Source organism: Oleiphilus sp. HI0128 (assembly GCF_001635365.1).
Window position 1 is genome coordinate 1 of record NZ_LWGG01001241.1, and the last position, 14022, is coordinate 14022.

13 protein-coding genes are annotated in these 14022 nt (G+C 43.6%); 3 read left to right on the top strand and 10 right to left on the bottom strand.

The window, feature by feature from the left end:
* Both A3763_RS27160 and aztA read right to left on the bottom strand, forming a co-directional pair.
* The coding region (locus tag A3763_RS27160) for a metal ABC transporter permease (protein WP_197483027.1) at positions 1-147 on the bottom strand (147 nt) is incomplete at its 3' end.
* 3 nt (positions 148-150) lie between these two features.
* Positions 151-882, bottom strand: a complete 732-nt coding sequence (gene aztA, locus A3763_RS21045) for a zinc ABC transporter ATP-binding protein AztA (RefSeq protein ID WP_068552545.1) — start codon at positions 880-882, stop codon at positions 151-153.
* A gap of 257 nt (positions 883-1139) precedes the next feature.
* Between aztA and A3763_RS21050 the strand changes: the two genes are divergently transcribed.
* The 3 genes from A3763_RS21050 to A3763_RS21060 all read left to right on the top strand — a co-directional run bounded on the left by A3763_RS21050 (position 1140) and on the right by A3763_RS21060 (position 3979).
* Positions 1140-2363, top strand: a complete 1224-nt coding sequence (locus tag A3763_RS21050; protein WP_156490115.1) for a DUF445 domain-containing protein — start codon at positions 1140-1142, stop codon at positions 2361-2363.
* A gap of 76 nt (positions 2364-2439) precedes the next feature.
* Entirely contained in the window at positions 2440-3240 is an 801-nt protein-coding gene (locus A3763_RS21055; RefSeq protein WP_068508713.1) for an ion transporter, read from the top strand.
* A 91-nt stretch (positions 3241-3331) separates the two neighbouring features.
* Entirely contained in the window at positions 3332-3979 is a 648-nt protein-coding gene (locus A3763_RS21060) for a TetR/AcrR family transcriptional regulator (protein ID WP_068508712.1), read from the top strand.
* A gap of 401 nt (positions 3980-4380) precedes the next feature.
* On the opposite strand, the gene A3763_RS21065 is transcribed toward A3763_RS21060, so the two are convergent.
* From A3763_RS21065 to A3763_RS21095, 8 genes are all read right to left on the bottom strand, one after another.
* Positions 4381-6309, bottom strand: a complete 1929-nt coding sequence (locus A3763_RS21065; RefSeq protein WP_068508711.1) for a ribonuclease R family protein — start codon at positions 6307-6309, stop codon at positions 4381-4383.
* Positions 6310-6371: 62 nt separating this feature from the next.
* Positions 6372-6929 (bottom strand): GTP cyclohydrolase I FolE, encoded by a 558-nt coding sequence (gene folE / locus A3763_RS21070; protein WP_068508709.1) that lies wholly within the window; start codon positions 6927-6929, stop codon positions 6372-6374.
* A gap of 119 nt (positions 6930-7048) precedes the next feature.
* Entirely contained in the window at positions 7049-7219 is a 171-nt protein-coding gene (locus A3763_RS27730; protein WP_156490561.1) for a hypothetical protein, read from the bottom strand.
* Between the two features lie 241 nt (positions 7220-7460).
* On the bottom strand, positions 7461-8360 hold the full coding sequence (locus A3763_RS21075; RefSeq protein WP_082870379.1) for a methyl-accepting chemotaxis protein: 900 nt from the start codon (positions 8358-8360) through the stop codon (positions 7461-7463).
* A gap of 371 nt (positions 8361-8731) precedes the next feature.
* A complete protein-coding gene (locus tag A3763_RS21080) occupies positions 8732-9649 on the bottom strand; it encodes a diguanylate cyclase domain-containing protein (RefSeq protein WP_068508707.1) in 918 nt (305 codons plus the stop codon).
* Positions 9646-10101, bottom strand: coding sequence for a chemotaxis protein CheW (locus tag A3763_RS21085; RefSeq protein ID WP_068507350.1), 456 nt, complete (start codon positions 10099-10101; stop codon positions 9646-9648). The genes A3763_RS21080 and A3763_RS21085 overlap by 4 nt, the downstream gene beginning before the upstream one ends.
* Positions 10102-10103: 2 nt before the next feature.
* The gene (locus A3763_RS21090; RefSeq protein WP_197476144.1) at positions 10104-11198 is read right to left on the bottom strand and encodes a chemotaxis protein CheB; all 1095 of its coding nucleotides are present in this window, start codon (positions 11196-11198) and stop codon (positions 10104-10106) included.
* Between the two features lie 6 nt (positions 11199-11204).
* A partial coding sequence (locus A3763_RS21095; protein ID WP_156495229.1) for a response regulator occupies positions 11205-14022 on the bottom strand: 2818 nt, incomplete at its 5' end.

Here is a 14022-nt window from a genome sequence, read left to right on the forward strand (position 1 = left end):
TGCCATGGCGTCGCCAGTTAAACTCATGCGTCTTAACATCAGAAAAACGCCAATAGGCGCTGCGCTAATCGCAATCGCAAGGCAGCCAACGATAGCGCGTTGCATAAATGAGAAGTCTAAAATTGGCGCAATAAAAAGATCGAACATCTGTTAGTGAGCCCCGCAATACACGGCGTTTTCATCAAAGGCTTCGTTGAGTTGTCGTGCTCGTTGCCAGTTTTGCTCAGTCAATACGCCGGCAGTTGGCCCAAAAGCGATGGGCTCTCGCGATAACAAAAGGCAATGTGGGAAGTGAGACTTTACTTGCTCAAGGTCATGGAGTACTGCAACAATCGTTTTACCCTGTTCATGCCAGTGTTGAATCAAGTGTAGTAGGTCATGTGTTGTTCGGCTGTCTACGCCGGTAAAAGGCTCATCTAATAATATTAGGTTGGCTTCTTGAACGAGCAAGCGTGCGAACAAAACGCGCTGCATTTGCCCTCCTGAAAGAGATCCGATCAAGCGTTTTTCAAACCCTGATAAACCCAGTTGCTGCAGCGCTTGTGCGACTTGCTTTTTATGCTTGCTACGTAATCGCCCGAAAGCACCCATATGTTTCCAGGCGCCAAGAGCGACCATTTCCTGAACTGTAATAGGGAAGCTTCTATCGACCATGTTTTGTTGAGGAAGATAAGCAATATCATCTTTCTCGACGGGTCCAAATTGAATATCACCTTCTAAGGGAGCAAGTTGCCCCATAATACCTTTAAGCAGTGTCGATTTACCTGCACCGTTAGGCCCAACAAGGGCAACAAGCATGCCTTTATCAATGCTGGCAGAAAGGTGGTGAACAGCGGGGTGCGCTTCGTAGCCGAGCGTTAGATTTCGGAAAGATAAAATCATTATCTACCTGGTGACACTGTAGACACAATAAATTAGTACTGCACTTAGCGAGGCCGCGAGGGCAAGGCGTTGAACAAGGCCAATTTCCAGTAAGCTTCGACGTGACATAATCAGCCTGTTATTAAAGTAGAACACAATCCGTGAATCCTATGTGATAGCATGCTAAATTGCAATCTGGCTGGCCTTGAAGCGTTAAATTATTGGGGCTGAGCGCGACGATTATTCCCAAATAACAATTACAAAACGTATCTGTCATTATGGAAGTGAACTCATACTTCGAGCTACTCAAGTTGGCAAGCATTCCCTTAATTGCGGGAATTGTTGGATTCATCACCAACTGGTTAGCCATTAAGCTTACTTTTTATCCGATCAAATTCTGGGGCATTCGGCCCATTTTTGGCTGGCAGGGAATTATTCCCTCAAAGGCTAGGAAGATGGCGGAAATCAGTGTTGATTCAACCTTGTCCAGAATTGGCTCAGTCTCTGATATTGTTGAGCAAATGAGCCCTGCTCTAATTGGCGAGCATATTCTCGAGTCACTTGCTCCTCGCACTGAAGAACTAGTTGATGAAATTATGCTTAAGCGCCATCGAACGCTTTGGCAAAATCTACCAAGACCCGTTAAAGAGCTGGTTTATGAGAGGGTAAAGAGTCAACTGCCGAGAATTATGCAGAATCTTGTCGAGGATATCGGGCCAAAGATAGAGTCATTGTTTGATCTTAAGCTGATGGTTATCGAGAAGCTGGAAGATGATAAAACGCTGCTGAATAAAATCTTTCTCGAATGCGGGGCTCAGGAGTTTCGCTTTATTATAAAAAGCGGCCTCTGGTTTGGCTTTTTGTTTGGGCTTCCCCAGTTAATACTTTGGTACTTCTTACCCTACCCGTGGATCTTGCCAGTATGCGGATTTTTGGTGGGGTGGGCGACTAACTGGGTGGCGTTGAATATGATTTTCCGGCCTGTTAAGCCCTTTAAGTTTTTAGGCCTGACAATACACGGTTTATTTTTAAAGCGGCAAGACTCTGTATCAGAGTCTTTTTGTAAAATCATTACTGAAGAAATCCTGACAGTTGATCAAATCGCCCAAGCCATGCTGAAAGGGCCGGAAGCAAAGCGTACAAGGGCTATTATTCAAAGACATTTTGAAAACATGGTAGATGATACGGTTGGTTTGATTAAGCCTTTTACTCAAGCCGCTATGGGGCCGAAAGGCTTTGCTGAACTCAAAGAAGATGCCGGATTGAAGGCAGTAGATTTGTCAAAAACTACGCTGCGTGACCCTTTGTTTAACCAGGAGAGGGCCAAGGTTGTACAGGATATCATGGCGCAACGAATGAAGGAGCTCCCTTCTGAAGAATTTCAGGATCTACTAAGGCCTTGTTTTCAGGAAGATGAGATAAAACTGATCATTATCGGTGGTATTCTTGGTGCCATGGCTGGCTTGGCTCAGCTTGCTTATATATTTGGTCAGAGTCTTTAAGTGACTATTTCCTCTGTTTCGGTAAAATAGCCGTCAAGTATTACCTAATCCAAGTTTTTTATAGTTTACGCAGTTAATGAATTATTCTTCGCTACAGTCTCTTTTTTACCAACTCAAGAACAATCGGGCTTTTGAGCTCTTTGTTATTTTTATCATTATTATTTCCGCCTTGGAAATTGGCGCAAAAACCTACGATTTGCCTGTGCAGGCCATAGCATTCACCAAAATGCTGGATCTGTTTATCACCCTGTTCTTTCTGGTTGAAATCGTTATTCGTTTTGTTGCTGAGCCAAATAAGCGGCACTTCTTTAAAAGCGGTTGGAACGTATTTGATACGCTGGTGGTGGTAATAAGTCTGATACCAATTGACGACTCTGAAATGGCATTGTTGGCTCGTTTGGTCAGAGTGTTCAGAGTTTTGAGGATGATATCGGTGATTCCTGAGTTGCGCATCTTGATTAACTCTTTAATCAAGGCCTTGCCACAGCTGGGCTATGTCATGCTTTTGATGTTTATCATCTTTTATATCTATGCTGCTGTCGGAAGCTTTTTATTCCAAACAATTAATCCTGACTTATGGGGAAATATTGCTATTTCCATGCTGACCTTGTTTAGGGTGATGACCTTTGAAGATTGGACTGATGTTCAATATGAAACGATGGAGGTGTACCCCTTCAGCTGGATATACTACTTATCGTTTATCTTTTTTACAGCCTTTGCATTTCTCAATATGGTAATTGGTATTGTCGTTAATGTGATGGAAGAAGAGCATGCTAAAGCGCGGCAAGAAAGTAAAAAGGATGAGCCAACTATTAGTGACCTTCAAGCTGAAATCTTAAGCATGAAACAGATGATTGTGGATCTTAAGAAAAACTAGAATAGCTGTGAATTTAGAACTAGACTTAATGACTATCGGTCACCTAGCTGGCTGATTGAATTAATTCGTAATTGAAGTTTGTGAGAGTGTAATGTCGGAAGGAAGTGAAGGCTTAAGTCGAAAGCAGGTTGAGTTTGCTAAGAGGGAGCAGGAAATTCTCAAAGCGGCGATCAGTTTGTTTGAGAACCCACATTGGGAAACTGTGACCGTTGAGCAGATTTCCAAAAAAGCAGAGATAGGCAAAGGGACCGTTTATAAGCATTTTACCTGTAAAGAAGAGATTTACGCTCAGATTTCAATCTCGTTTTTGCGTCGTATGCTGGCCTCTTACGAAGCGCTACCACCACATTCAGAAGCAATAGATATCATTCGTGAAATTATTCGCGCTTCCTTTGCGCAATTTCTTGATAATCCGGCTGAAGCGCGGGTTTCGTTTTATTGTAAGCGTGTCGACTTTAGAGAACGCCTCACCCCGGAATTACGGGCCGAGTTTGACCAATTAGACGATTTATTTGCCTCCTACATTGGCTCAATACTGGAGCCAGGTATTAAGAGTGGGATGTTTCCTGATATGCCCATTGAGCACTTAATGATGGGCTTAGAAGCGACCTTTGATGGCGCGATTAGTACAATTTGGAATGGCGGTTTGCATTGCCAAGAAGATACAGATTTAGAGACTTATATCAATATTATTAGTGAGTATATGGTGGCGGGCTTAGTTGGTCTGGTAAAAGCTTAGCGACTGAATTGACGTAGAGGGGAAAATAGAATGGGTATCGCAATCCGTGCGATACCCTAGAATAGGCGCTTCCTTTACTGTTCCATCAGTTAATTGTATCCATTGAACATCCGTGAACAAATCCTTGTTTTGCCACTGTCCTTAGTTATTCAGCCGCTCCTGCAGCACAATTGTCCCTTGCCTTATCGTTCCTTGATCTACAACTGCCCTGTGTAGTTATCTGAATCCTTCAGATTGGCTCCTGCCTTCCCTAACAAGTCCGTTTGATGTTGCTTCCGTTTGATGAGTATATTACGGAAACCACATGTAGGAAAAAATAGGATAAAACCTAAAGCCATGTAGGAGATATCCTACATGGCTCTGCTGAGGACAGACAAGAATTTGGCCAGGATGTAGCCGGTCTAAACTAATTCGAACTGAATTTGTTTACGAGACCAGTCGATTTGCTTGAGTTTTACTTGTACTGCTTGGTCGAGTTGGAAGGACTGCTCTTTGTTGGTGATGCAAAGCAGGTCTTGGTTAAAGCTATACTTCCCTTCCATCTCCTTGGTTGAGACAAATCCTTCAATACCTGTTTCTGCTAGACGAACTTGAAAACCAGAAGAAAAGACACGATGAATCGTAGCATTTAAGGTTTGTTTGTTCTTAGCTAAATACTGGCACTTCAGCCATTGCTCAACATCATAGACGGCACTTTTGGCTTTACTCGAATTCTCACTTAATGCTTCTATTTGAGCTTCGTTAATGTAGCTTTCATTGTTGGCTGCAATCGCATCGAGTTGGCGGTGTACTAAAAAGTCACTGGCTTTTCTAAGGGGGGAGGTGAAGTTGCAATACTGCTGCAATCCCATGCCGAAGTGAGGCGCAGGTTCTAGGCTTAGCTGGCTTTTCTCTAACTGGCGAGAAATAAGTAGTTGGTAGCGAGTTAACTCATCATTACTGGAAAGCTGTTTTGATAGTTCAACAAAGCTGTCTAAAGACGCTAAAGAATCTTCTTTGTACTCAGGAATGTTTTCTTGCAGTACTTTATCCAAGCTTTCCAAGCGATCGGCACGTATGCCTTTATGGCTAATGTAGATACCGGGAAGTTTGCTTTTGGAAATGAGTTCTGCGATGCAACAGTTTGCAGCGACCATCGCTTCTTCAACTATACGGTGAGCGCTGGAGAATACTTTCTGTTTGATCTCTGCAATCTTTCCCTGGTCATTCAGCTCGAGGTAGAACTCTTGACGGTCTTTTTGAATCAGGTTGTGCTTGTTGCGGAATTCTGATCGTTTATCGGCAATAGTCTTAAGATGCTTCAGGCTTTCCTGAATATCGCTGCTGCACTCGTCTAGCGCTTCGCCTTGGTCAATAAAGCTGCCAACGACTTCGTAACTAAGCTTTTTATGAGATTGAATAAGCGCTTGTTCTAGCTCGTAGCTTTCGATATCTCCAGTCTCACTTACAGTCGCTTTTACTACTTTGGCCAGACGCGGTTTACCTTCTACCAAAGAGCAGATATCACTGCCCAGCTTTTCTGGAAGCATCGCGATAGTCTGACCGGGGAAGTAGACTGAACTTGCGCGTTTTATCAGACTTTTCTCGATGGCTGAGCCGGCATCAATCATGGCGCAGGGGTCGGCAATCGCAATATATATATACCAACCTTGCTCAGCTTTTTCTGCATACAAGGCATCGTCTATATCTTTCGTAGAAGACGAGTCAATGGTAACAAAGGGAAGTTCACAATAGTTTTTACGCCCTTCGCTTAAACCTGCTATCTGTTCTTCTGAAATCGCATCTGCTTGTTCTTGCTCGACTTTGCTCCAGCTTGTTTCCAGGCGGTGCTTCTTGCTGGCATACAATGATTCGATACCGATATCTTGGTCGGTACCAATTAGCTCGACAATGCTTGCTTGTGCTTTCCCTGACTTAAAAGGATGTTGAGTAACCTTGCAGACAACCAGGTCTTTCGCTTTGGCTTTTTTGCGCTTTTGAGGAGGAATAAAAAACCACCGACACATGCCTTGGATATCGGGCTCAACAAAAGCAGCTTTACCCTTCTCTATGTATTTGCCACAAAAGAACTGGGTGTTGCTTTCAATTAGCCTTTCTAATTTAGCGACCTTTTTGTTCTTTGCATCTTTTATGACTTCAACTTCTACTCTATCACCAGGGAGTACGCGCTCCATTTCATCGGGTGGAAGATAAACGTCTCGGTTGGTATCAAGTGTCACAAAACCAAATTTGTAAGCAGAACCTTTAACTGTCCCAATGCAGAGATTGCGACTAGCTTTGATATCTTGCTTGAGTTGCTTGAGTTGATTAAGTGAGTCGAGTTTTAGCATTGATCATACCTGTTGGTGGCAAGAGTGCTGTGTATCGATCCTAGACACACAGCGACATGTTCTTAAGAGTTGGTTGCGAGCGTTAGGAATTCACTACGTGTTGCCTGAGACTGTCTGAAAGCGCCCAGCATAACGGAAGTGTTCATGACTGAATTTTGTTTTTCAACGCCGCGCATCATCATACACATATGTTTTGACTCAATGATGACAGCCACACCTTTTGCGCCAGTCACTTGCTGGATTGTTTCAGCCACTTGACGAGTGAGGTTTTCCTGAATCTGGAAGCGTCGCGCATACATGTCGACAATACGAGCAAATTTAGACAGACCCAAAACCTTGCCGTTTGGCAAATAAGCGATATGGCACTTGCCAATAAAAGGCAGTAGGTGGTGTTCGCAAAGAGAGTATAGCTCTATGTCTTTTACAATAACCATTTGGTCATTGTCAGACTCGAACACCGCGTTATTTACTATATCATCAAGGCTTTGTTGATATCCCTGAGTGAGAAATTGCATAGCCTTGGCTGCACGAGTCGGTGTATCTAATAAGCCTTCGCGAGAGCTGTCTTCACCAAGACTTTCAATAATGGCTTTATAATTTTGTGATAAGGCGTCAAGCATAAGAAATACCGAAGATGTGGGAAATGCCGGATTTTACATGCTTGGAATAGCTGGGGAAAGCCTTTTCCCACTTGGTCAACCTAATTTGCAGATAGCGTTTAGCAGAAAGTAAGAGACAATTAGTACCGATCAATTGCGAATCGAATATTATCTGCTTCCGCTTTAAGAACTTGGTACATAAATGTATTGGTGCCAGCCTTTGCTTTTTCAGCTTGCAGGCACTTGTTTTGGTAGAGTTTCTCTAAGGTGGCGAGATCGCATTGCATTGTGGGGCAAGTACTTTGGCTCATTTTACTACCTCCATTCAGGTTACCCTGAATTATCAGACCTGAGCTTGATTGTTTGGTAAATAATAGTTAAGCATTTACTCTGCCAAGTATTTTGAACATGTCTGAGAGGGAAAATAAAGTAAATAAAAACAAAAGGATAACATGGGAAAAAAATTTAATTTTGAAAGCGGCCAACTTGAATATAAAACTAAAGCTGGCCGCTTGTAAAGAAAGCTGACGAAAGTCTGTCGTTTATAGCGACCTAGCGCTGTAAGTCATTTAGTTGATCGATCAGTGCCTGGAATTGCTCATCGAGACTGCCAGAGCTAGCGTTGATTGATGCGCCTTCAATCGCACCTTGCAGTGCGTTCTTAATTTGTTCTGTTTGATCAGCTTGAGTGCTTAGGCTGGAAGTAAGGGTGTTAACTACGTCAGCACTATTGCTAGCAACTTCTTCCAAACCACCTAGATTACTCATGGTTTCATTAGCAATTGTTACGCTGCTACTCACGACTTCAGCAACTTCTTGCTGCTTCGAGATAACCGAGTTCGATATTTCGGTGATCTTGGTGATCTCACCCTGGATTTCTTCTGCTGACTCATTTGAGGTGTTTGCAAGCTGTCGTACTTCATCGGCAACAACCGCAAAGCCTCGACCGTGTTCGCCAGCTCGCGCTGCTTCGATCGCAGCGTTGAGTGCTAGCAAGTTAGTTTGGTCGGCAATGGCTTTGATCGACTCAAGTAATTTACTAATCGTTTTATTACTTTCATCCAAGCTTTCCAGCAAAGATGTAAATTCAGAGATGTATCGAGATGAGGTTTCCAGGTTATCTGCAAGCTGTCTCATGTCGGCGCTACATTGTTTGGATGTATCAGATGCCTGGTTGGTCGCGTCACTGGCTTGTTGTGCAGAAGAGTGTATCGCCAGACCTTCGCCTACGAGAGACTCCATGCCTTGGCAACTGCCTTCAATACCGCTTGCAAAGTCTGAGCCGCCTTGTAGCTTCTCGTTAACGCTAGCTGCGAGCTCTTGAATCTGGGAGGCAGGGTCTTGACTAAAAAACTGATCAAGCAGTGCCGCTTTTTGCTCTAATGACTGTAGCTCGACTTTGTCGATCGCAACTTCATTTACTTTCAATGCATTCTTATTTAATCCAAACATAACCTTACCTGAATATACTTGTTGCGTTATCTGAAGATGCCTTTTTATTCAAAAGTATCGGCATTCCAAAAATTATTGTTTGTTACTTATCTGGTCGAGTTAGTTACCTGCTCATTGTTTTATTAGAGCTGGTAATCACTGGTTTCATCAAACATAGTTTTAACGGGTGTTAAAACCTAAAGTTTCGGCACTGGGATAAATGACGTTTTGCTTGTTCTTGCCATGTTCATCAGTGCAACCATATCAATGCTATTATCGGCATTGAATGAAAAAACCTGAGCCAGTTTCGTGCTTACGTTTTATTTATTTTAGCTACTAATTCTTAAATTGCTTGGGAATTGGTAAAAAAGTTAAGGAATAAGCTTAATTGATCACCGAGTTAGTTGACTGAGCCAACTTTCCCAGTCGTCATTATCGGAATAGCTTGAAAGCTCATAGTGGAATTTAGCTGGTTCATCTTGTTTGGCAAGGTAGCTAAACTTGTAAGCTTCACAAGCCTGTATTAAGTCTTTGCCTAAGTTATGGGCATTATCAAGATCTGTATTAGGTAAAAGAATTAGAAAGCGTTTGTTGGTGTAGTTACAGATTACGTCAGTTTGGCGTATCCGGCTTTGGCAAATCTGCGATACTTCCACTAGCCACTGTTCGTGATCGCGATACTTTTTAATCATACATTCGCTGCTAAGGCTTAAGCAGGTGACCTGATCCTTATAGCGTCGTTGAAGTTCGGTGGCAGATTTTAGTTTGTGTTTGAAATAAGGAATACTTGTGCAACCGGTTAAAGGGTCAGTTCTAGTGGCGAGTTTTAGATCTTTCTCTAGCTTGGTAAGGTAAGTAAGTAATACCGAGAATAAGCTAAGAAATAATGCAAACGATAAAGCCTGAAAGAAAAATGAGCTACTGTTGTTTTCAGGTGTTAGTGGGAAGCTGAGGCATAGCGCACTCAATGACAAAATCGAGCCAAACTTTACCCCAATTAAAATAAGCGTTGCTGCTGCCAAAGGGAACAGCCAATATAAAACTAATGAGAATTCACTAAGGCTATGGCTGACTAGCGTTATATCAATGCAGACCCACAGTGCGGTGCAGGCTATCAAGAGTTGTTTTTTTCTTGAGGGCGATGAAAGATGAGCAGTGAAGAAAGCCTTTGTAAAGCAAGGCGCGCAGATGAAAAATAGGACACTCTGTGCTATTTGGTCGTTAAGAAACAAGCTAATAGCAAAGAACACACAGAAAAATAGCAGCCCGGAGAGTGCAGCATTATTTAGGTGCTCTTTTGCTTTAGTCATAGGTTCTCGTAGGCTAATGATTCGAGGTATTCAATATTTGGAATTACAGCTTCTTCACCATCCAGTGTGATCATTGCTGAGTCAGCTTTTCCTGGCTTACGGTCAGACTGTTGAGATATCTCATTCCCTACTTTTACAAGTCGGGGGATACCTTGCGTCACAATAGCAAAAAAAGGTAAGTCTTTTTGGTGTTTACCAATAGTATTGACTACCGCAATTCTGGAGTTGGGTGTGACCTTGGCTGCTGAGAGCCCATTGGCGATTTCATACGATAATAAAGGAATATTGATTCCACGCCAGGATACAAGACCTAGAAAGTAATCTGGCTTAGTATCGCGGTTTTCAGGCGCTTGATAGCCTACTACTTCAGCGACGCTAACGTTAGGTAATAAGAGCTGGGTATTACTAACCGGTAGATATAGGCTAGAGATAACACTTTGAGCATCCGACACAATTAAACTCCTTTGTTTGTTTCTAAATTGCTAGCACTGGCGTCAGGTGCACTGTAGCAGCCAACTTTATTAATTAATGCTCGAGCCAGGTCTTTTGGAGATGCGGTGTATGCACTGCATTCAAGATCAATCACAGATTGCGGCATCGAGCCATTCGCACACCCATCTGGTGCTTGAGTCCATACTGAGCAGCCTTGCTTATGCATCGTAGGTGCCATCAACGAGCCGTCATTCCCCATGCCGCTAAATACGATCACATGGCAACGTTTTCCATAATGCGCAAACAGATTTCTTAATAAATGGTCAATTGATGGACCATAGGGTCCTTCCCATTCATTGTCTCTAATTGAGACACCATTAGATGAAAAGCAGACTTCATTGTCGACAGGAACGACGAGAACTTCGCCATCTTTAACTAAACAGCAGTCGGTTATAGGCTTTAGGTCGAGCATTGAATGACGGCCTAAGACGCGTGTTAGTACGCCCGAGAAGTGGGCATCGACATGCTGAGCATAAAGAAAGCCGGCTCTGATCGTAGATGGAATTTCATCCAGGAACTCTTTCACCGCTGCAGGACCACCGAGTGAGGCTGCTAGAACCCAAACGTCTTTAGATGGCGGATGAGACAGTCTGGGTGCCTTTTCGATGTCTGAAGGCTGGCTGAAAACGGGCTTAGACTGAGCTTTATCTATTGCGACGTGATTGGTGGCCTGGGAGTCTAGAGCGAGTATAGAGTCTTCTGATTCTAGAATATCAATGCAACCAAGATGCTCTTCTAGTTTACTGACTAGTCGTCGTTCCCACGAAATATATTGCTCATCGTGTTTTCCTGGGGCTTTATCCAAACCAAAGAGCACAGGAATATTGTCTGCTTGGTCAATGATGTCATCTAACGCTACCGACTCAAAAGTATCTTCTTGCAAAGCTAAAATCCAGCATTGGATCTGATCGAGTTTTTCACTTTGTTGCTGTGCAAGCATATCGGGCTCACAACTGATAACAGGGTTTAAGCCAAAAGCGTTGAGTGCTTTGCTCAGAACGTGCCTTTGTAAGGCACAATCCGATATGACACCGATCTTAGGTCTCGCTTCCGGCACATTCATTTAGCCAATGAACCGCTCAATATTTTCCAGTAAATCATGTTCCTGGAAAGGCTTACCAAGATATTCATTCACACCGATAGAAAGTGCCCGTTCTTTGTGCTTTTGGCCGGTTCGGGAGGTAATCATGATGATTGGCACATCTTTCAAGCGTTCGTCATGCCGTACCAGTGTTGCAACCTCAAAACCGTCCATACGTGGCATTTCGATATCGAGAAGCATTACATCAGGTTTATGATCTTGTAGTGTTGCTATAGCGTCAACACCATCCTTCGCGGTAATAACTTCGTAGCCATTTCGTTCAAGCAAGCGCGTGGTAACCTTCCTAACAGTAACCGAGTCATCGACCACCATGACAGTCTTCGTTTGCTTCTCTTTAATAATGTTATCTTCATTAGAACTTAGAGAATCGAGTATGCCTGCCATGTCGTCTCGAATGAGCGCAGGAAGGTCAAGAATCACGACAACGCTACCGTCACCGAGAATAGTTGCTCCAGAAGCTCCATGAACATTGGCAAATTGAGGCCCAAGACTTTTTACAACGATCTCACGGCTGCCCATCAAGCTATCAACCTGTAGCGCCATAGGCTTGTCACTTCCTCTAACCAGAATGACGGGTAGCGGTAGTGGTTGCCCCTGCAATTTAGGGTGATGACTGCTGTGTAGTAGTTTACCTAGGTACTGTAGCTGATACTCGCGACCAGCGTATTCATACATTGGTGCATCAGGTTTATAGTATTCTTCCAGCTCATAAGGGCTGACTCGAACAATACCTTCAATAGTATTCAGAGGAATGGCGTAGAAGTCTTCACCAATGTTTACCATCAGCGCTCGGTTAACGGATACCGTAAAGGGTAGACGAATAGCAAACTCGGTACCGTGACCAAACTCAGAATTGATTTCAATGCTGCCGCCCATTTGCTTGATTTCACTGGCTACAACGTCCATGCCGACACCTCGACCGGAAATCTGCGTCACTTTTTCTGCCGTACTGAAACCCTGGTGCATGATAAATTGCATAATTTCATGGCGGCTAGGTTTCGTGTTTTTGGGTACAAGCCCTTGTTTTATCGCTTTATCTAGAACAACTTTGTCGTTAATTCCAGCGCCATCGTCCTTCATCTTCAAGACAATATTTCCGCCTTCACGCATTAGAGAGAGTGTGATTGTGCCACTCTCTGGTTTGCCAGCTTTTTTACGCTCGTTAACAGTTTCAATACCATGATCGAGGGCGTTACGTAACATGTGTTCAAGCGGAGCGACCATTCTTTCCAATACGGAACGATCCATTTCACCTTCGGTATTCAGTGCATCAAAATCGACTTGCTTACCTAGCTCGCCACCAATTTGGCGAACGATACGGCGTAGTCTTGGAACAATTGATGAAAACGGTATCATCCGTGTTTTCATCAAGCCTTCTTGCAGTTCTGAGTTAATACGGGATTGCTGTAATAATAAAGTCTCGGCATCTCGTGAACGGTCAGACAAGGTATCTCGAAGGTCCTGAAGGTCTGATGTTGACTCCGTTAAGGCTCGCGAAAGCTGCTGAATCGAAGAGTATCTGTCCATTTCAAGCGGATCGAAGTCTTCATAGTCGGGAGCTTTCAGACCTTCTTTTTCGGCTCTGAACAGTACTTGAGCTTCGGTTTCCATATCCATACGACGAAGCTGTTCACGTAGACGTTCAATGGTTGCCGACATTTCTTCCAGCGTGAAGCCAAAGTCACTAATTTGTTGTTCCAAGCGACCGCGCGAGATACTGGTCTCACCTGCAAGGTTAACCAGGGAGTCGAGTAGGCTGGCAGAAACACGGATCGTTTCTTGAGGTGCCACTTTTTGGACTGCTTGAATATTCTCGGCTGGTGTTTGCTTGTCAGAGGTTTTGGTTTTCTTCGCAGGTGCTTGTCTTGCTGCTTTGACGGTTTCTTCAGCAGCGATAGATTTACTTGGCGTGGCTGCTTTGCTTGGTTCAGCTTTAGGTGTTTCGCTAGTGTTAGAAGGTGTTGCATGTTCTTCAGTTAGTGCGTCACCTGAAGCTAGAGCTTCTAGTTCATCGACAAGTTTCAGGAGTTCATCCTGGCTCTTAAGTACAGAATCCTTAAGGGCTCCTTCAAATGCTTCCTTATTTGATTGAGCTTTGAGCAAACGAGATTCCAAGTCATGACTCTCATCAGCTAATTTAGCCAAATTTGAAAGTCTGGCTCCACCCTTCAAGGTATGAAGTATGCGTTGAATTTCTAAATTTGGCGTTTCTTCTTTTGGTGACTTAGACCACTCGGAAATTTGTTCTTCTAGCGCTTCGATTAGCTCGCGCGCTTCTTCGACAAATAGCTCCAACACTTCTAGGTCGACATCGTCGCCTAATGCTTGTGCTAGCGTAGATGTTGCGATAGGTGCTGCGGTTTCGGAAGGACTGGATACTTCGCTTTTAAGTCCCGCTTTATTCACTTCAGCAATTAATTCAGGCGCAGGCTTTAATTCTTCTCCGTGAATCAAGCATTCAAGCATTTCGGTGAATTCTTGGTATGCTTTAGTGATTGCATGGTACAAGCCTTCAGGGTCATTTAGTTGACCGTCTATCATCTGCTCTAAACGAGTGTTGACGGCTTCAGCTAAGTCGCCGATCGGGTCAACGTCAGCAAGTCTCGCTCCCCCTTTCAGGGTATGCATTTCCCTTTGTAACTCAACAATACCTTCGATGAAGTCTTCATCCTCGCGCCAGTGCTCCAAATACTCGGCAGCAGCAGAAAGAATATCCTTGCTTTCGTCTATAAATAAGGGAAGTAGGTCTGCTTCAAGATCATCTTCATCTATGGTTGTA

Excerpts from the sequence above, each read along its gene's own strand:
- aztA (WP_068552545.1), bottom strand. The coding sequence starts at position 882 with ATGATTTTATCTTTCCGAAATCTAACGCTCGGCTACGAAGCGCACCCC.
- A3763_RS21050 (WP_156490115.1), top strand. The coding sequence starts at position 1,140 with ATGGAAGTGAACTCATACTTCGAGCTACTCAAGTTGGCAAGCATTCCC.
- A3763_RS21055 (WP_068508713.1), top strand. The coding sequence starts at position 2,440 with ATGAATTATTCTTCGCTACAGTCTCTTTTTTACCAACTCAAGAACAAT.
- A3763_RS21060 (WP_068508712.1), top strand. The coding sequence starts at position 3,332 with ATGTCGGAAGGAAGTGAAGGCTTAAGTCGAAAGCAGGTTGAGTTTGCT.
- A3763_RS21065 (WP_068508711.1), bottom strand. The coding sequence starts at position 6,309 with ATGCTAAAACTCGACTCACTTAATCAACTCAAGCAACTCAAGCAAGAT.
- folE (WP_068508709.1), bottom strand. The coding sequence starts at position 6,929 with ATGCTTGACGCCTTATCACAAAATTATAAAGCCATTATTGAAAGTCTT.
- A3763_RS27730 (WP_156490561.1), bottom strand. The coding sequence starts at position 7,219 with ATGAGCCAAAGTACTTGCCCCACAATGCAATGCGATCTCGCCACCTTA.
- A3763_RS21075 (WP_082870379.1), bottom strand. The coding sequence starts at position 8,360 with ATGTTTGGATTAAATAAGAATGCATTGAAAGTAAATGAAGTTGCGATC.
- A3763_RS21080 (WP_068508707.1), bottom strand. The coding sequence starts at position 9,649 with ATGACTAAAGCAAAAGAGCACCTAAATAATGCTGCACTCTCCGGGCTG.